Below are 18,065 nucleotides of genomic sequence, written 5' to 3' on the forward strand. Positions count from 1 at the left end.
TCCTGGATCAATACACCCGCTTCTTCGGCTTGATGTACGCGATGTCGTCGGTGAGGGTGTATTTGTGGACCGGCCGGTAGTCGATCTTCACGCCGCCGCCGGTGCCGCCCCACCCGTCGAACCAGGCGACGGTGTGCTTCATCCAGTTGGCATCGTCGCGCTCGGGATAGTCCTCGTGCGCGTGGGCGCCGCGGCTTTCCTTGCGGTTCTCCGCACTCGCCATCGTGACCGTCGCCTGTGCGATGAGGTTATCGAGCTCGAGCGTTTCAACGAGATCGCTGTTCCAGATCAGCGAGCGGTCGGCCACGGACACGTCCTGCATCCGCTCATAGGTCTTGGCGAGCTCGGTCACGCCTTCCTTGAGCAGGTCCGACGTGCGGAAGACCGCGGCGTGCTTGCTCATCGTCTGCTGCATTTCCTTCCGGATCGCCGCCGTCGGAGAGCCGCCCTTCGCATTGCGGAAGTGGTCAAGACGGGTGAGCGCGAGTTCGCCCGCATCCTTGGGCAGTTCGTCATGGCTGGTGCCCGGCTTGATCAGCTCCTTGAGCCGGTGACCGGTCGCGCGGCCGAATACGACGAGGTCGATGAGCGAGTTCGAGCCCAGGCGGTTCGCCCCATGGACCGAGACGCACGCCGCCTCGCCCACCGCGAACAGGCCCGGGACTACGGTTTCGGGGTCGCCACCCGCAACGGTCATCACCTCACCGTGGTAGTTCGTCGGTATGCCGCCCATGTTGTAATGCACGGTCGGCACGACCGGCAGCGGCTGGCGCGTAAGGTCGACGCCGGCGAAGATCTTGCCGCTCTCGGTGATGCCGGGCAGCCGCTCGGCAAGGATCCTGGGATCGATGTGGTCGAGGTGAAGGTAGATGTGGTCCTTGTCCGGCCCCACGCCCCGCCCCTCGCGAATCTCGAGCGCCATCGAGCGCGAGACGACGTCGCGGCTGGCGAGATCCTTTGCGCTCGGGGCATAGCGTTCCATGAACCGCTCGCCTTCCGAGTTGGTTAGGTACCCGCCCTCGCCCCGCGCGCCCTCGGTGATGAGGACGCCCGCGCCGTAGATGCCCGTGGGATGGAACTGGACGAACTCCATGTCCTGCAGCGGGAGACCCGCGCGCAGCACCATGCCGCCGCCGTCGCCGGTGCAAGTATGCGCGCTCGTCGCCGTGAAGTAGCAGCGGCCGTAGCCGCCGGTCGCCAGCACCACCGCCTTCGCGCGGAAGCGGTGGATCGACCCGTCGTCGAGGCACAGCGCGACCACGCCGACGCAGGCGCCGTCCTTCATGATCAGGTCGATCGCGAAGTATTCGATGAAGAAGTCGGCGTCGTACTTCAGGCTCTGCTGGTAGAGCGCGTGGAGCATCGCGTGGCCGGTGCGGTCGGCCGCCGCGGCCGTGCGCTGGACCGGCGGGCCTTCGCCCATGTTCTGCATGTGTCCGCCGAACGGGCGCTGGTAGATCGTGCCGTCCGGGTTGCGACTGAACGGCACGCCGGCGTGCTCGAGCTCGTAGACCGCCTGCGGCGCTTCGCGCACCATGTACTCGATCGCGTCCTGGTCGCCGAGCCAGTCGGACCCCTTGACGGTGTCGTACATGTGCCAGGTCCAGTGGTCGGGCGTATTGTTGCCCAGGCTCGCGGCGATGCCGCCTTGCGCCGCGACCGTGTGGCTGCGGGTCGGGAACACCTTGGTGATGTTGGCAGTCCGCAGCCCCACCTCGGCCGCGCCCATCGTGGCGCGCAGGCCCGATCCGCCCGCGCCGACCACGACGACGTCGTAAGTATGATCGATGATCGTGTAGGCCGGCTGGCGCGCCGCGCCGGTATCGTTGGGCTGCGAGGCCATCAGGCGGCTCCTCCGAGAGCGATGCGGACGATCGAGAACAGACCGAAGCCCGCGCCAGCGACCGCCAGGATGTTGAGCGCGGCGATCGCGGCGAACTTGTTGCCCGGCGTGTGGACGTAATCCTCGACCAGCACCTGCAGCCCAAGCCGCGCGTGCCAGAACACGTTGACGATCCAGATCGCGAGCGCCGCGGCGGGCAGCGGCTGCGACAGCCAGTCCCTCACCGTCGCGAAATCGTAGGACGGGAGCAGCGCGAGGCTGACCGCGAGGAACAGCCCGAGCACGATGTTCCCGATGGCGGTGAACCGCTGGAGCAGCCAGTGGTGCGAGCCATGGTGCGCCGAGCCCAGCCCGCGCACCTTGCCGATCGAAGTTCCGTTACCCATTGCGCACCGCCTTACTTGGTGAGGATGAGGGCCCAGAAGCCCACGGTGAGTGCCAGGCCGATGAGCGGCGACAGGATCGACCAGGTCTTGTTGACCGTGAGCTCGTAGCCCGCACCGATGTCGAGCACGAAGTGCCGGATGCCGCTCGACAGGTGCGTGAAGAACGCCCACGACAGACCCACCAGCACGACCAGGCCGACGGGCGAACCCGCCAGCGCCTGAAAGTCGCCGTAGCCTTCTTCTCCTCCGGCAAGCGCGCCGAGCCACCAGACGAGGATACCGAGGCCCACGAGCGCCATCCCGTCCCCGGTCGCCCGGTGGAGGATCGAGACCAGCATGTGCGGTCCCCATTTCCAGATCTGCAGGTGCGGCGAGAGAGGGCGGTCGGCCATCGAGGTATCCCGTTTTTCGAGTGCGCCCTTCCCTTAACGGGTTGAACCGTCCGTGCAAGCGCTCGACACGCAACCGATCATGCACGAAAGGGAACCGATGACGACCATCCTCCTCACCGGCGCTTCCCGCGGGATCGGCGCCGCCGCACGAAAGATGCTCGAAGCGCGCGGCTGCCGGGTGATCGGGCAGGCGACCGGCCCCGCCGGCGACCTTCTCGCCGCCGACTTCACCGATCCGCAGGCGCCGCAGGCCCTGTGGGAGGAAGCGCTCGACCGTGCAGGCGGCACCATCGATGTCCTCGTGAACAATGCCGGCCTGTTTTCCCCGAACCCGCTCGACGGGTCGGACATCGCCTGGCTCGACGGATGGGAGGATACCCTGCGGATCAACCTCACCGCCGCCGCGCAGCTGAGCCGGTTCGCAGTCCGGCACTGGCAGGAGGCGAGCCGGGGCGGACGGATCGTCCACGTCGCGAGCCGTGCCGGCCACCGCGGCGATTCGCCCGCGCACTGGCACTACGCGGCCGCGAAGGGCGGAATGCTGGCGCTGCACAAGACCATCGCGCGGCAGTACGCGGCCGGCGGCATCCTGAGCTACGCGATCGCTCCCGGGTTCACCGATACAGACATGGCCGGAGACTATCTGGCGAGCCGCGGCGGGCCCGGCCTTCTCGCCGACATTCCGCTGGGCCGGGTCGCCACCCCGGACGAGATCGCCACGATGATCGCCTTCTGCGCGCTCGACGCGCCGCCCAGCATGACCGGCGCCACCCTCGACGCCAACGGGGCGAGCTATGTCCGGTGAGACGTGGACGCTGAGCGCGTTTGGCGACAAGCCTACTATCCAGGCAGCCCTTCTCGCCCAGGAGGATGCGATTGACTGGCCCGCGGACGTCACCATCACGGGTTTCGAACTGGCGGACGACAGGCCGAACGACTGGCGGCTGGACGCCTATTTCAACCGCAAGCCGACCCACGCGGACCGGCGCTTGATCGCCTCGCTGTTTGCCGGCGAGGCCCCGAAGTTCTCGGCCGAGAAATTGCCGGACGCCGACTGGCTGACCGAGAGCCAGCGGGGCCTTGAACCGATCGTCGCCGGCCCGTTCTTCGTACGCACGCCCGAACATGCCCCACTGACCGGTGCGATCGACTTCGTCATACCGGCCAGCCAGGCGTTCGGTACCGGACACCACGCGACGACGGAAGGGTGCCTGACGATGCTCGCCGCGATGAAGGAACGCGGAACCGTGGTCCGGAATCTCGCCGATATCGGCACGGGAACCGGCCTGCTGGCCTTCGCCGCATTGGCGCTCTGGCCGCGCGCGCTGGCGACCGCGAGCGACATCGATCCGGTCTGCACAGGCGTGGTCGAGGCCAACGCCAGCACCAATGGGGTGAAACTGGGTGCAGGGCGCGGCGCGCTGGTCATGGCCATTGCCGACGGAATGGACGATCCCCTGCTGCAGGCGCGTGGCCCCTACGACCTGCTGATCGCCAACATCCTGGCAGGTCCGCTGGTCGGTCTCGCGCCGGAGTTCTCGACTGCCGTCGCTCCGGGCGGCAGCCTCCTCCTTGCGGGGCTCCTCGAGACGCAGGAGCGGGATGTTCGCCGCGCATATCGCAAGGCGGGTTTCCGGCTCGCGGCGCGGCTCGTCAACGGCGACTGGTCGATTCTGTGGCTGCGGCGCCGAACCGCGCGCTGACGGTCGCGGGCCGGGCCCTGGCGTGGCTGGCGCTTGCCGTGGGGCTATTCATGGGCGCGGCCTGGATCGGCAGCTCGATCCCGCGCAACTCCGGGTGGAGCGAACCCGCCACGGGCGTGCCGATCATGGTTGAAACCAACGGGGTCCACACCGCGATCGTCATGCCGCTGGTCACACCGCAAAAGGATTGGCGGGGCGATTTCCCGGCGAGCGACCTGGGCCAGCCCGATCGCCCCTATACGCACGTTTCGGTCAGCTGGGGCGAGCGCGCGGTGTTTCTCGATACGCCGACATGGTCGGATCTGTCTCCGCTCACTGCGATCCGCGCGGCGGCGGGAGGCGACGGCCTTCTGCACGTCGCTCACTACGTCCGCCCCGCGCCGAGCCAGACGGCTCGCCGCGTATACATGCGCCCTGAAGAATACGCGCGCCTTGTGAAGGCGATCGAGCGCCAGGTCGTCGCCCCGGACCGTCGACGCCGCTATCGCGGGTACGAGGACTGGGACGTGTTCTACGACGCGCCGGGCCGCTACCACCTCGGCAACACCTGCAACCAGTGGACCGCCGACACCCTTGCGCAAGCGGGCGTCAAGACGGGCCTCTGGACGCCGTTTGCGGGCGGCGTGATGAAGTGGGTGCAACTGCCCGACGAAGCGCCCGCCGCGACGCACTAAGTCTGGCGAGCGCTCCTTGGCGTGCGCTCGGCGCGGCACCGGATCAGCCGGCCGCCTTGACGATGTCCGCCCAGCCCGCTTCGTCGATCACCTCGATCCCGAGTTCGGCGGCCTTCTTCAGCTTGCTGCCGGCGCCGGGACCCGCGACAATTAGGTCTGTCTTCGCGCTTACCGAGCCGGCGGCCTTGGCGCCGAGCCGCTCGGCCTGGGCCTTGGCTTCGTCGCGGCTCATGGTCTCGAGCTTGCCGGTGAACACCACGGTCTTGCCGCTGACCGCACTGGCGGTGGTTTCGACTTCGTACCGCGGCGGCGAGACTTCCGAGAGAAGGTCGTCCCACACCGCCTTGTTGTGGTCTTCGTGAAAGAAATCGCCGAGCGCTTCGACCACGACCGGACCCACGCCGTCGATCGCGGTCAGTTCGGCCGCGGCTTCCGCATCGCCGGCATGGGCCTTCTCAGCAAGGTCGCGCAAGACAGGGAGCTCGTGAAACCGTTTCATCAGGTCGCGCGCGGTCACCGCGCCGACGTGACGGATGCCGAGCCCGAACAGAAGCCGCGCTGCATCGGGCTCGCGCTTCGCCTCGATCGCGGCCAACAGGTTGTCCACAGACTTGTCCTGCCAGCCTTCGCGCCCGACCAGCTCCCCGCGGCGGGATTTCAGCCGAAAGATGTCGCCCGGCCCCCTGTCGAGCCAGCCGAGTTCCATGAACTCCGCGATGGTCTTTTCGCCTAGCCCCTCGATATCGAGCGCTGGACGGCTGACGAAGTGGCGCAGGCGTTCGAACTGCTGGGCCTTGCAGACAAGGCCGCCCGTGCAGCGCACGTCGACCTCGCCTTCCTCGGCCACCGCCTCGCTGCCGCAGACGGGGCAGTGATCGGGAAAGGCGTAGGCCGGGCGGTCGACATCGCGCGTCAGGTTGTCGACCACTTGCGGGATCACGTCGCCCGCGCGCTGGACCACGACGCGGTCGCCTTCGCGCAAGCCCAGGCGGGCGATCTCGTCGCGGTTGTGCAGCGTGACGTTGTAGACCTGCACCCCGCCCACGAGGACGCCGGACAACCGCCCTACCGGGGTCAGCTTGCCGGTGCGGCCCACCTGGATGTCGATCTTTTCCAGCGTGGTTTCGGCGCGCTCCGCGGGAAACTTGTGCGCGATCGCCCAGCGCGGCGCCTTGCCCACTGAACCGAGCCGCGCCTGCAAGGCAAGCTCGTCGACCTTGTAGACGACGCCGTCGATGTCATACGGCAGGCTGTCGCGCCGGTCCCCGATGCTGCGGTAATGCTGCAGCAATTCCTCGGTCGAACGACAAAGCCTGAGATCGGGGCTAACCGGAAACCCCCATTCCCCGATCAATTGCATCATCGCGAACTGGGTCGCTTCCGGAACCTCGCTCGCGGCGCCCCAGCCATGCGCCCAGAACTTGAGCGGGCGCCGTGCCGTGACGCTCGCATCCTTTTGCCGCAGCGACCCGGCCGCAGCATTTCGCGGCGTGGCGAATTGCTTTTCACCAGCCTGTTCCTGCGCAGCATTGAGCGCAGCAAAATCCTGTTTTGCCATGTAAATCTCGCCGCGCACCTCGAAAACTGCGGGAACCTTTCCGCGCAGCATTTGCGGGACGTCGGGCACGTGCGCGACGTTGGCCGTCACGTCCTCTCCGACCTCGCCGTCGCCGCGCGTCGCGGCGCGGACGAGCTTGCCGTCCTCGTAGCGAAGCGAGCACGACAGGCCATCGATCTTGTCCTCGGCGGTGAACGCCAGTTCAGCGGCCTCGGAGAGGTTGAGGAAACGCCGTACGCGCGCGACGAACTCGGCCACCTCGTCGTCCGAGAACGCGTTGTCGAGGCTCATCATCCGGACTTCGTGCCGCACCTTCGACAGCGGCGAGGCGGCGACCTCGTGTCCGACCCCGGCACTCGGCGAATCGGGGCGCACGAGGTGCGGAAAGCGCGCCTCGAGCTCCGCATTGCGCCGGACGAGCGCGTCGTATTCGGCATCGGTGATCTCGGGCGCGTCCTCGGCGTGGTAGAGCCGGTTGTGGCGCGCGATCGCCCTTGCAAGCCGCATCAGTTCGTTGGCGGCATCGGCTTCGGAAATGTCGCTCATTCGCTCGTCAGAACTTTCAGCATCGCGGGTTCGTTTGCGAGATAGACCGGATCGCCCGGCGTGATCACCGCGAAATGGCTCGCCTGGGGGTTTTCGCGCACCTCGACCACGGCTCCTTGCGCGCGGATCTCCGCGAGCGCGGCGGGCGGCGGTGCCGGCAAGCGTGCCTGGACGAACAAGACCTCGTCAAGCTGCGGCCGCGGCGCGATTGCCGCCACCTGTTTCGTGCCCTGCTCGCCCAGGAAAGGCGCCACCGCGGAAAACTGGCACAACGCGTCGAACGCCCCGGACTCCATGCCGAGGTCCGCCGGGCCATCGAGCACGATGGCCGCCCGCGCGCCGAGCGCGGGACGCCTGCCGAGCGGTCCGTCGGGTCCCTGGTCCGCGGCGAGCCACAGCGCCGGGAGCGCACCCGCCGAATGCCCTACCAGTGTCACCCGGCCGCGCTCGACAGGATAGCGCGCCGCGACTTCGTCGATCAGGCGGGCCGCCGTGGACCAGTCGGCAAAGGAACCGGGCCAGCCCCCGCCGTCGCCGACCTCGCGGTAGTCGACGTTGAGGGTCGCAATGCCCTGCCCCTGCCAGCGGGTCGCAAGCGGAGCCATGTAGGCCTGGTCGGCCACGCCGTACTTGAAGCAGCCGCCGTGGAAGATCACCGCGAGCGGGAACGGTCCCTCGCCCGCCGGCAGGCGAAGTTCGGCAAACCCGCGCGGATGGTCGGCATAGCGCAGCACCACATCGGGCCGCGAAGGCGAGAGATGGGCATCGGTTCCCCACATGGCGCCGTTGGCCGGAGAAGCTGTCGAGGCGTCGGTCATCGCAGTATCCACCAGGCCATTGCACGAGGCGACGCCGCAGGCCGCCAGGAGGAGTAACGCGCGGGCCGTCATGCGGCCTCCAGGATCGTAACGACCATCTGGCGCCGTTCGACGAATCCCAGCGAACGGTAAAGCCGGATCGCCCCGTCGTTCGCGCTGTAGCTGTGGAGGAACGGGGTCTCGCGGCGCGCGACCATGTCGGCCATGACCCGCATCATCAGCCGCCGTGCGAGGCCGCGACCGCGCGCGGCGGGCGCGGTGCAGACTCCGCTGACCTCGGCGAACCGGGTCGAAGGCCGCATCCGCGTGCCGGCCATCGCGATCAGCTCTCCGCCATCGCGAATGCCGTAAAACCCACCGAATCGATGCGTCGAGGAAGACCATGGTCCCGGTTGCGTCGCGTGCGCCAGCCGCGCCATGTCGTCCGCGTCGTTCTCACCGAGCGGCACGAGACCTGCCTCGATGTCCCCGATGACCGGGCTCTCGGCGACCATTTGCGTCAGCTGCGCGGAGCGATCGAGAATCAGTCCCGCAGACGGCGCGACTTCGGCGGTTTCGACCAGCCAGAATGGGCCGTCCAGACGCGCCGCCAGTCCCTCGGCGGTGCCGTCTGCGCAGGCGGCGAAAGGCCCGATTGCCGGATCGAAAAGGACTGCCTGCCCTTCGCGCCGGGCCAGATGGGCCTGGGGTCCGGTCAGGCAGTTCCACACCGGCCGGTCGAGCGGGTGGCCGGTCACGCCCCCTCCAGCAGCCGATCCGCCTGCGCGCGCGCCTCGTCGGTCACCTCGGCACCGGACAGCATCCGTGCGATCTCTTCCTGCCGCGCGGTGGCATCGAGCAGGCTGACCGACGTGCGGGTGACGGTGCCTTCGCTCGATTTGTGGATCGCGTAGTGCGTGCGGCCGCGCGCGGCGACCTGGGGCGAGTGGGTGACGACGAGAACCTGCCCGCCCTCGGCCAACCGCGCGAGGCGCTCGCCGATCGCGCTTGCCACCGCGCCGCCGACACCGCGGTCGATCTCGTCGAAGATCATCGTGGCCGCCCCGCCCTGTTCCGCGAGCGCGACCTTCAGCGCGAGAATGAACCGGCTGAGTTCGCCCCCGCTGGCGATCTTGTTGAGCGGCGCGAAATCGGCCCCCGGGTTGGTCGCGATGAGAAACTCGACCGCGTCCAACCCGTGCGGACCCCAGCGGTCTTCGGGCAGCTTGGTCACCGCCGTCCGGAACCGCGCGGAATCGAGCTTGAGCGGGGCGAGTTCGCCGGCCACGGCCGCGTCGAGCCGCGCGGCCGCATCGCGCCGCAGGCGATGCAGCGCCAGCGCCCGCTCGCGATAGGTTTCGCCCGCCGCCCTGGCGGCCAGCGCCAGCGCATCGAGTTCGGCTTCGCCCCCCTCGATCGCGTCGAGCGCATGGCGAAAATCACGCATCTTGTCGGGCAGATCGTCGACCTCGCAGCGGTGCTTGCGCGCAATCGCGCGCAGGTCGAACAGACGGGTCTCGGCCCGCTCGAGCGCCATCGGGTCGTGGACCAGCGCCTCGGCAGCCTGCGCCAGCTTGTCCTCGGCCTCGCCCGCCTCGATCACCGCGCGGTCAAGCGCGGACAACGCTTCGGCGAGCAGCGGGTGCTCTCCCGCGATCCGGTCGAGCCGGCGCGCCGCGACGCGCAGGTGCGCGAGCGGCGATTCCGAGCCTTCCCAGAGGTGCCGCAGCTCTTCGAGGTCGCCCGACAAGCGTTCGCCCTTCTGCATGGATGCGCGCGTTTCAGCGAGCCGGACTTCCTCGCCAGCCTGCGGCTCGATCGCGGTCAGTTCGGCAAGATGGGCGAGCAGCAGGTCCTGGTCGGCCTGGGCCGTCTCGACCCGCTCGCGCGCTTCGGCGAGCCGGTCCTCGGCCGCGCGCCAGTCGGTCCACGCGCGCGTGACCGAGCCGACCTGTCCATCGGCGAAGCGGTCGAGCAGCGCGCGGTGCCCGCGCGGATTGACCAGCCCGCGATCGTCGTGCTGTCCGTGAAGTTCGACCAGCGAACTGGCGATATCGCGCAGCAGTGCCACGCCCACCGACTGGTCGTTGACGAACGCCTTGCTGCCGCCATCGGCCCGCAGCGTACGCTTGAGGATGAGCGCCTCGCCGGTTTCGATCTCGATCCCCGCGTCCTCGAGCGTCTCGCGCAGCCCGGCCGGAAGCGCCGCGAACTCGAACGTCGCGGTCACCGTCGCACGCTCTTCCCCCGACCTGACGAGCCCGCTGTCGGCCCGGTTGCCGAGGACCAGGCCCAGGGCATCGAGCAGGATCGACTTGCCCGCCCCGGTTTCCCCCGTGAGCACGCCGAGGCCGCTGCGAAATTCGAGATCGAGCGCCTCGATCAGCACGATGTTGCGGATGGACAGGCGCGTCAGCATGGCAGCGTCCGGTCCCTAGCCGATGCGCCGCGGCACGTCACGCACCGCCGGCGCCTTGCCAACAGCGTTCAACCGGTCGCGTGGGCGAGAAAGGCGTCGGGTGCGAGCGGTGGGGAGCCGAGGTAGCCCTGGTACAGGGCGCAGCCTTCCTCCCTCGCGATGGCGGCCTGCTCTTCCGTCTCGATGCCCTCTGCGACAACCGACAGGTCGAGAGCCCTGGCCAGCGCGACGATCGCCCGTAGCACCGCCCGGTCGCGGGGATCGCGTTCAATACCCTCGACCATCGAACGGTCGAGCTTGATGGCGTCGAGCGCGAGCAGCTTGAGATAGCGGAAGTTGCAGAAACCCCCGCCGAAATCATCGAGCGCGATCCGCATTCCCTGGCCCCGCAGGGCCGCAATCGTCGGCGCAGCCTCGTCGAGATCGGCCAACAGGACCTGCTCTGTAATCTCCAGCGTGATTCGCTGCGGATCGAAGCCGGCGGCGGAAACCAGCGCGGCGAAGTCCCGCGCGAACCCCTTGCTGGCGAGGTCGGCGGGCGTGACGTTGAGCGACAAGCGCAGGTGGCCTGGCCAACCGCCCGCCGCGGCCAGCGCGGCCTCGGCGATGTGGCGCGAGAGGTGAGCCACGTGATCCGCGCGCTCGGCAATCGCGAACAGCGGGCCCGCGCCGATCAGCCCGACGCGGGGATGTTGCCAGCGGGCCAGCGCCTCGGCCCCGACGATCCGCCCGTCGTCGAGCGCGTACTGCGGCTGGAAGGCGATCTCGATTTCCTCGCGGTCGAGGGCAGCGAGAAGGTCCGCTTCGAGTTCGGCCGCGCGAATCCCCGCAGGCGCATGGCTGCGGTCGGCCCACAGCACCCGCGCATCGGGCCGGTCGTGCGCCCGGCCGAGCGTCGCGGCGAGCCGATCGAGGACGTGGGCCGGCGTCTCGCCGGGCAGTATCCGCACGAGTGCGATGCGGGGCCAAAGGCGTACAGTGCCCGATCCGTCGATCGCGGCGATCGGCGCGGCGAACGCCTCTCCCAACGCCTCGCCGAGCCATTGCCAGCGTTCCCGGCTGACCGGCTGTCGGGCGACGAGGGCGAACTTGCCGCCACCGAGCCGAGCGGCCAGCCAGTCGCCATCAGCAAGTTCGTCGGCGGCGAAATGAAGCAGCCGCCGCGCCAATTCGACCAGCGCGCCGTCACCCGCGGCCTCGCCGTAGGCGAGATTCACCGCGTCGAATCGGCCCAGCCCGACGAGAAGGGCGTGGACCGGCGCAACCTGTCCACCCGCCAGCCCCTGGTCCTGCCAGTCGGCGAGCCGGCGCTCGAGCGCCGCGGCATCGGCTAGCCCGGTCAATGCGTCGTGTCCGTCGAGCGCGTGGGTGGAGTGGGGAAAGCTCGCCATTGCGCAGCATTAGCGCAGTTCGCGGGCCGATGCTGCAATCCCTCGGCCGCGTTGCCAAATGGGACAGCCGCAACTAGCGTCGTCGATGACCGAACGCGCGGGTGGGAGAGTACGGTGAACGGCCAGATCGACCTCAACCGGCTGGCCCTGCTCGCCTCGCCGACCGACCGCGCCCAGGGGGCTGCTGACGAGCTGCGCCAGCATTTCGACTTCGTCCCGCTTGACCGTGCCGAAGCGGTCGTAGTGGTTGGGGGCGACGGGCATATGCTGCACACGCTGCACCAGATGCTCGACCGGCAGCACATCGTCCCTGCGTATGGCGTCAACCTTGGCACGGTGGGGTTCCTGATGAACCGCTATCGCGGGCCGGCAAAACTGGCCGAGCGACTCGCCAAGGCCAAGGCGTTCGACATCGCGCCTTTGCGGATGGAGGCGATCCTGCAGGACGGGTCCCGCCACGTCGCCTGTGCGATCAACGAGGTGTCCCTGCTTCGTGAAACCCGGCAGACCGCCAAGATCGAGGTTTCGCTCGACAGCAAGACACGGCTGAAGGAACTGGTCTGCGACGGGGTGCTGGTGGCGACGCCGGCGGGATCGACCGCCTACAATCTTTCCGCGAACGGCCCGATCCTGCCGCTCGATTCGCAGCTTCTCGCGCTGACCCCGATCAGTCCGTTTCGTCCGCGTCGGTGGTCCGGCGCAGTCCTGCCCGAGCGCAGCCGAATCTCTTTCCGGGTCAACGAGCCCGCCAAGCGCCCGGTTTCCGCCGTCGCCGACCAGCGCGAGTTCCGCGACGTGGCCGAAGTTCACCTTGAAATCGCGCGTGAAAGCCAGCTGACGCTCCTGTTCGATCCCGGCCACGCGCTCGACGAGCGCATCGTTGCGGAGCAATTCGCCGTATAGGGTTGCCAAGCGCCGGGAGCGCCCATATAGGCGCGCTCCTGCCGATCTGGCTGCTCCCCGATAGCTCAGCGGTAGAGTAGGTGACTGTTAATCACTTGGTCGTTGGTTCGAATCCAACTCGGGGAGCCATTTTTCCGCTAATTTGCCAGCAAGAGCCGCGCGCCGACCCAGATGGTCAGCGCCGCGGTGAGCCAGCGGATCGCCTTTTGCGGAAGGAACTTCAGCGCCAGCAGGCTGCCGGCCTGTCCGCCCACCGCCACGGCTACGAGGAGCGGCAGGCCGAATGCCAGCGCGGCGCCTACCATGTCTGGGCCGCTCTTGATCAGCTGACCAGCGATGCCGAACGCCGAGTTGACGAGGATGAACAGAGCGGCGGTCGCCGCCACCGCGCGGGCCGAGTCCCAACGGACAATGTGCAGAAGCGGCGCGAGGAAGATGCCGCCGCCAATCCCCACAAGCCCCGCCAGGTAGCCGATCGGCGCTGCGGCAAGCGGAATCCAGCGTGCAAGAGGAGAAGGCTCTCCATCCTGAACGGACGTTCGCGGGACGAGCAGCGTCAACCCGGTCAGGACCAGGCTGGCGCCTAGCAAAGTCAAAAAGACCGCTTCCCGGATCGGCGTCAAACCGCCCAGGAACGCCGCCGGGGCCGCGATCGCGGTGAGCAGCACCGCGCCGCGCCACGGCGTGATGCCTGCCCGCGCAAACCGCATGGTGCTTCCGGTCACGACGACCAGGTTGCACAGCAGCGAGACGATCGGCAGCAACCGGTAATCGACGCCCGAGAGCGCCAGCAGGGCGCTGTAGGTCGAACCGCCGCCGAACCCCACGGACGCGTAGAGCAGCGCAGTCAGCGCGAAGGCGGCGGCAAGGACAGGCATCCTCGTTCCGCTCCTATCCGGCTGCGCGGGCTGCGACTAGCCGGATCGAACCTCGCGCTCGGCGGATGCGCCGCGGCCGATCATCGACCGCCGCGCGCGCCCGGGCGATCGTCAGGCCTGTGCCGGACCGCTTGCCTTGGTGCCCACCGCGCCGTGGCAGTGCTTATACTTGTTGCCCGAACCGCACGGGCACGGCGCGTTACGGCTGATGTCCTGGCCAGCCCAGGGGTTGTCCGCCGTTCCGCCGGGGCCCGCGGCCGCCATAGGCGCGCCGGCGAGCGAACCGAACAGCGCCTCGCGCATCCGCGACCCGTCGCCGTCGTTCGAATCCTCGAAGCCCGAGAGCGGATCGATGTGACCGGTGAGGAAATCCGGAAGATCGGGCAGCGAAAGCGGCTGCGTCTGGGGCCTGAACTGGAACTGCGCCTTGAGAAGGATGCTGGTCACGTCCTCCCGCAGCGTGTCGAGCATCCGTTCGAACAGCACGAACGCCTCGCGCTTGTATTCGTTGATGGGCTGCTTCTGCGCATAGGCACGCAGAAAAATGACCTGCCGCAGGGCGTCGAGGGTCGAAAGGTGCTCCTTCCAGTGATGGTCTAGGCGTTCGAGCAGGATCTGCTTCTCCAGCCGCTTCCACATCGCCGGATCGGCTTCGGCGATCTTCGCTTCCATGACCTCGTCAGCCATCGCCGAAAGGCGTTCCTCGAAGATCTGCGGCTCGACGTGGTCCTCCTGAAGCCAATCGTCGAACGGCGGCTCGAGCCCGAGCACTTCGCGCACCCGCTCCTTGAGGCCCGCGACGTCCCATTGCTCTGGGTAGGAACCCGGCGGGCACGCCTCGCCGACCAGCGTGTTGACCGTATCGTGGCGCATATCGATGACCACGTCGTCGACCGCCTCGCTGTCCATGATCTCGGCGCGCTGCTCGTAGATAACCTTGCGCTGGTCGTTCATCACGTCGTCGTATTCGACGACCTGCTTGCGGATGTCGTAGTTGCGCGCCTCGACCTTCTTCTGCGCGGTCTCGATCGCCTTCGACAGCCACTTGCTGCCGATCGCCTCGCCGTCGGCAAGGTTCGAGTTCATCATGCGGGCGAACAGCGTGTCCGGCCCGAATATGCGCAGGAGGTCGTCCTCTAGGCAGAGATAGAACCGGCTGAGGCCCGGGTCGCCCTGGCGCCCCGCGCGGCCGCGCAGCTGGTTGTCGATGCGCCGGCTCTCGTGCCGCTCGGTGCCCAGCACGAACAGGCCGCCTGCCTCGAGCACCTTCTGCCGCTCGGCCGCCACCTCGGCCTTGATCCGATCGATCTCGAGCTGGCGCCGGGGATCGTCTTCCGGGATGTCCTTGAGCTCGTCCTCGATGCGGAATTCGACGTTGCCGCCGAGCTGGATGTCGGTGCCGCGGCCGGCCATGTTGGTGGCGATCGTCACCGCCCCGAGGCGCCCTGCCTGGGCGACGATATGGGCTTCCATCTCGTGGAAGCGGGCGTTGAGCACCGAGTGCTTGACGCCTTCCTTCTCGAGGAACTGGCTGAGGAGTTCACTCTTCTCGATCGACACGGTGCCGACAAGCACGGGCTGGCCGATCGCCTGCTTCTCGGCGATGGACTTGGCGATGGCGGCGAACTTGTCGGTGGTGTTCTTGTAGAACTCGTCTTCCTCGTCGATCCGCTGGACCGGTACGTTCGTGGGAATCTCGACAACGTTCATCTTGTAGATGTCCCAGAACTCGCTCGCCTCGGTGGCGGCGGTTCCCGTCATGCCCGACAGCTTGGGATACATGCGGAAGTAGTTCTGGAAGGTGATCGAGGCCATCGTCTGGTTCTCGGGCTCGATCTTCACGCCCTCCTTGGCCTCGACCGCCTGATGCAGGCCGTTCGACCAGCGGCGACCGTCCATCATGCGGCCGGTGAACTCGTCGATGATGACGACCTTCTCGTCCTTCACAATGTAGTCGATGTCGCGCTTGAACATCTTGTTCGCGCGCAGCGCCTGGTCGAGATGGTGGACGACCTGGGTGTTCTCGACGTCGTAAAGGTTCGGCGTGACGAGCAGGCCGGTGTCGGCAAGCCGCTCCTCGATCTTCTCCGCGCCCTCCTCGGTCCAGGTGATGTTCTTGGTCTTCTCGTCGGCCTCGTAATAGCTCTCGTCGATCTCCTTCACGATCGCGTCGATCGCGACGTAGAGGTCGGTCTTGTCCTCGGTCGGGCCGGAGATGATCAGCGGCGTGCGCGCCTCGTCGATCAGGATCGAATCGACCTCGTCGACGATCGCGAAGTTGAAGGGGCGCTGCACCATCTGCCCGCGCTCGTGCTTCATGTTGTCGCGCAGGTAATCGAAGCCGAACTCGTTGTTCGTGCCGTAGGTCACGTCGCTGGCATAGGCTTCGCGCCGCTCGAACTCGTTCAGGTTCGGCACGATCACGCCCACGGTCAGGCCGAGGAACTTGTGGATGCGGCCCATCCACTCGGAGTCGCGGCGGGCGAGGTAGTCGTTGACCGTGACCACGTGGACGCCCTTGCCCTCGATCGCGTTGAGGTAGGTCGCGAGCGTGGCGACGAGGGTCTTGCCCTCTCCGGTACGCATCTCCGCGATCTCGCCGCGGTGAAGCACGATGCCGCCGACCATCTGGACGTCGAAGTGCCGCATCCCCAGCACGCGGACGGACGCCTCGCGCACCGTGGCGAACGCTTCGGGAAGAATGTCGTCCAGCGTGCTGCCGCTTTCGAGCATCTGGCGGAACTTGGGCGTCTGGGCGGCCAGCTCGGCGTCGGACAGCGCCTGGATCTGCGGTTCGAGAGCGTTGATCTGGCGGACGATCTTGTCGAGCGACTTGACGTAACGGTCGTTGGACGACCCGAAAAGGGCCTTGGCGAGGTTCTGGATCATGGGTGCCCCTGGGGCTGGAAACTGATGAGGAAACGCCCGCCGGGGCCGAAAGAGCCCGGGCGGCAGCGAAAGCGCAGGACGTACGAGCGCGCTACTCGAGCGCGCGGTCGGGACCGAACTGGATCGTCGGGATGATGATGACCACCGGCTTGCGCGGCCGGCAAGGTGCGGGCCCGGCACCCTTGCTGCGCAGGTTGGCGCGCTGCTGGATCGCCTCGCAGGCGGTCGCGGGTGCTTGCTGCTGCGACTGGGTCGCCTCGACGACAGACTGGGTCATCACCGCCATGATGCGTGCCTCTGCCGGGGAACCGGCAGCCGTCAGGCCGGTGATCAGCGCAAAACAGGCAAGAATGCGGCGTAGCATCGTGCCGGTCAGATAGGGTCTGGCCCGCGACTCGTCCACCCCCGATGAAAACGCGTTTACCTGTTCGCCACACCTTTCTAGGTGCCGCCTGATGGATACAGAACGCTCGCCGCTTGCCTGCCCCTTCCCCGACGCGCCGAAGATCGCGGGCGTACTGCCGCGCGTGGCGCGCGCGGGATACAAGGACTGGGGCCGCTGCGACCTCACTTATGTCGAACTGGCGGAAGGCACCTCGGTCGCCGGCGTGTTCACGAACAACGTGTGCTGTTCGAGCGAGGTCGAACTCGGCCGCGAGCAGGTCCTGCTCGGCCGGACGCGGGCGCTGGTGGTCAATGCGGGCAATTCGAACGCATTCACCGGTTACCGCGGGCGCGAAGCGGTCGAGGCCATCATGGGCCAGGTCGCGACGCACCTCGGGTGCGAGCCGAGCGACGTGTTCGTCTCCTCGACTGGCGTGATCGGCGTCCCGCTTCCCAAGGACAAGGCACAGGCTGGGCTCGAGGCTGCCTTCGCAGCGGCCGAGTGCACCTGGGAAGACGCTGCCCGGACTATCGGCACGACCGATACATTCGCCAAAGGCGCGGTCGCCACAGCGATGGTCGGCGGGACGAAAGTGACGCTGGTGGGCATCGTCAAGGGCAGCGGCATGATCGCGCCCGACATGGCCACCATGCTCGGGTACGTCTTCACCGACGCCGCCGTCGAGCCGGCGTACCTCCAAGCGTGCCTTTCGGCAGCAAGCGAGGCGACCTTCAACTGCATAACGGTGGATGGCGACACATCGACCAGCGACACGGTCCTGGCTTTCGCGACCGGCAAGGCGGACAACACCCCCCTTGCCTCGTCCGGCGACCCGGGCGCCGATGCCTTCGCCGCCGCGCTCCATGACGTTTGCCGCCAATTGTCCCACCTGGTCGTGCGCGACGGAGAAGGCGCGCAGAAGTTCATCGAAATCGCTGTCTCAGGCGCGGTCGACGATGCCAGCGCGCGAGGGATCGGCCTTGCGGTGGCGAACTCCCCGCTGGTCAAGACCGCCATCGCGGGCGAGGACGCCAACTGGGGGCGCGTGGTCATGGCCGTGGGCAAGGCCGGCGAACCGGCCGACCGCGACCGACTGTCGATCGGGTTCGGGGGCATCTGGGCCGCGCGCAATGGCCTACCGCTTGCAGACTACGACGAGGGACCTGTGACCGCGCACCTCAAGGGCCGGGAAGTCACGGTCGAGATCGACCTCGGCCTGGGAGACGGCCGCGCCACCGTCTGGACCTGCGACCTGACGCACGGGTACATCTCGATCAACGCCGACTACCGGTCGTGAGGCG

Annotated in this window: 16 protein-coding genes and 1 tRNA gene; 6 read left to right on the top strand and 11 right to left on the bottom strand. The window is 67.9% G+C overall.

Annotated elements, in window-relative coordinates; translation table 11 throughout:
* Nucleotides 1-7: 7 nt before the first annotated feature.
* Genes sdhA through sdhC form a run of 3 tightly spaced genes read right to left on the bottom strand, consistent with a single transcriptional unit; the run spans nt 8 to nt 2,621 of the window.
* Nucleotides 8-1,843, bottom strand: a complete 1,836-nt coding sequence (gene sdhA / locus N0B51_RS04395) for a succinate dehydrogenase flavoprotein subunit (RefSeq protein ID WP_259961018.1) — start codon at nt 1,841-1,843, stop codon at nt 8-10.
* Nucleotides 1,843-2,229, bottom strand: coding sequence for a succinate dehydrogenase, hydrophobic membrane anchor protein (gene sdhD / locus N0B51_RS04400; RefSeq protein WP_259961019.1), 387 nt, complete (start codon nt 2,227-2,229; stop codon nt 1,843-1,845). Before sdhD ends, sdhA begins: the two co-directional genes overlap by 1 nt.
* 11 nt (nt 2,230-2,240) lie before the next feature.
* Nucleotides 2,241-2,621, bottom strand: coding sequence for a succinate dehydrogenase, cytochrome b556 subunit (sdhC, locus tag N0B51_RS04405; RefSeq protein WP_259961020.1), 381 nt, complete (start codon nt 2,619-2,621; stop codon nt 2,241-2,243).
* A gap of 97 nt (nt 2,622-2,718) precedes the next feature.
* On the opposite strand from sdhC, the gene N0B51_RS04410 reads away from it, so the two are divergent.
* The 3 genes from N0B51_RS04410 to N0B51_RS04420 are packed head-to-tail and all read left to right on the top strand — an operon-like array spanning nt 2,719 to nt 4,998.
* A complete protein-coding gene (locus N0B51_RS04410) occupies nt 2,719-3,426 on the top strand; it encodes an SDR family NAD(P)-dependent oxidoreductase (RefSeq protein WP_259961021.1) in 708 nt (235 codons plus the stop codon).
* Nucleotides 3,416-4,324 carry a 50S ribosomal protein L11 methyltransferase gene (locus tag N0B51_RS04415; protein ID WP_259961022.1) on the top strand — a complete coding sequence of 303 codons (909 nt, stop codon included), beginning with the start codon at nt 3,416-3,418 and terminating at the stop codon, nt 4,322-4,324. The genes N0B51_RS04410 and N0B51_RS04415 overlap by 11 nt, the downstream gene beginning before the upstream one ends.
* Entirely contained in the window at nt 4,297-4,998 is a 702-nt protein-coding gene (locus N0B51_RS04420) for a DUF2459 domain-containing protein (RefSeq protein ID WP_259961023.1), read from the top strand. Before N0B51_RS04415 ends, N0B51_RS04420 begins: the two co-directional genes overlap by 28 nt.
* A gap of 43 nt (nt 4,999-5,041) precedes the next feature.
* Here N0B51_RS04420 and ligA read toward each other — a convergent pair whose 3' ends face one another.
* The 5 genes from ligA to N0B51_RS04445 all read right to left on the bottom strand — a co-directional run bounded on the left by ligA (nt 5,042) and on the right by N0B51_RS04445 (nt 11,709).
* Nucleotides 5,042-7,102, bottom strand: coding sequence for an NAD-dependent DNA ligase LigA (ligA, locus tag N0B51_RS04425; protein WP_259961024.1), 2,061 nt, complete (start codon nt 7,100-7,102; stop codon nt 5,042-5,044).
* Nucleotides 7,099-7,992 (bottom strand): alpha/beta hydrolase, encoded by an 894-nt coding sequence (locus tag N0B51_RS04430; RefSeq protein ID WP_259961025.1) that lies wholly within the window; start codon nt 7,990-7,992, stop codon nt 7,099-7,101. The genes ligA and N0B51_RS04430 overlap by 4 nt, the downstream gene beginning before the upstream one ends.
* Nucleotides 7,989-8,657 (bottom strand): GNAT family N-acetyltransferase, encoded by a 669-nt coding sequence (locus N0B51_RS04435; RefSeq protein WP_259961026.1) that lies wholly within the window; start codon nt 8,655-8,657, stop codon nt 7,989-7,991. Before N0B51_RS04435 ends, N0B51_RS04430 begins: the two co-directional genes overlap by 4 nt.
* Complete coding sequence (gene recN, locus N0B51_RS04440; protein ID WP_259961027.1) at nt 8,654-10,318, bottom strand: DNA repair protein RecN; 1,665 nt, start codon at nt 10,316-10,318, stop codon at nt 8,654-8,656. Before recN ends, N0B51_RS04435 begins: the two co-directional genes overlap by 4 nt.
* A 68-nt stretch (nt 10,319-10,386) precedes the next feature.
* A complete protein-coding gene (locus N0B51_RS04445; RefSeq protein WP_259961028.1) occupies nt 10,387-11,709 on the bottom strand; it encodes a bifunctional diguanylate cyclase/phosphodiesterase in 1,323 nt (440 codons plus the stop codon).
* A 126-nt stretch (nt 11,710-11,835) separates the two neighbouring features.
* Between N0B51_RS04445 and N0B51_RS04450 the strand changes: the two genes are divergently transcribed.
* Together N0B51_RS04450 and N0B51_RS04455 are read left to right on the top strand one after the other, a co-directional pair.
* Nucleotides 11,836-12,612, top strand: coding sequence for an NAD kinase (locus N0B51_RS04450; protein ID WP_259961469.1), 777 nt, complete (start codon nt 11,836-11,838; stop codon nt 12,610-12,612).
* A 54-nt stretch (nt 12,613-12,666) separates the two neighbouring features.
* Nucleotides 12,667-12,741, top strand: a tRNA-Asn gene (locus N0B51_RS04455).
* An 8-nt stretch (nt 12,742-12,749) separates the two neighbouring features.
* Here N0B51_RS04455 and N0B51_RS04460 read toward each other — a convergent pair.
* From N0B51_RS04460 to N0B51_RS04470, 3 genes are all read right to left on the bottom strand, one after another.
* Nucleotides 12,750-13,490: a sulfite exporter TauE/SafE family protein gene (locus tag N0B51_RS04460; protein WP_259961029.1), complete on the bottom strand. Its 741-nt coding sequence runs from the start codon at nt 13,488-13,490 to the stop codon at nt 12,750-12,752.
* 111 nt (nt 13,491-13,601) lie between these two features.
* Nucleotides 13,602-16,379: a preprotein translocase subunit SecA gene (gene secA, locus N0B51_RS04465; RefSeq protein WP_259961030.1), complete on the bottom strand. Its 2,778-nt coding sequence runs from the start codon at nt 16,377-16,379 to the stop codon at nt 13,602-13,604.
* 91 nt (nt 16,380-16,470) lie between these two features.
* On the bottom strand, nt 16,471-16,743 hold the full coding sequence (locus N0B51_RS04470; protein ID WP_259961031.1) for a hypothetical protein: 273 nt from the start codon (nt 16,741-16,743) through the stop codon (nt 16,471-16,473).
* 91 nt (nt 16,744-16,834) lie between these two features.
* On the opposite strand from N0B51_RS04470, the gene argJ reads away from it, so the two are divergent.
* On the top strand, nt 16,835-18,061 hold the full coding sequence (argJ, locus tag N0B51_RS04475) for a bifunctional glutamate N-acetyltransferase/amino-acid acetyltransferase ArgJ (protein ID WP_259961032.1): 1,227 nt from the start codon (nt 16,835-16,837) through the stop codon (nt 18,059-18,061).
* Nucleotides 18,062-18,065 lie beyond the last annotated feature (4 nt).

Origin of the sequence: Tsuneonella litorea (assembly GCF_025154015.1) — a bacterium.
Classification (GTDB): domain Bacteria; phylum Pseudomonadota; class Alphaproteobacteria; order Sphingomonadales; family Sphingomonadaceae; genus Tsuneonella; species Tsuneonella litorea.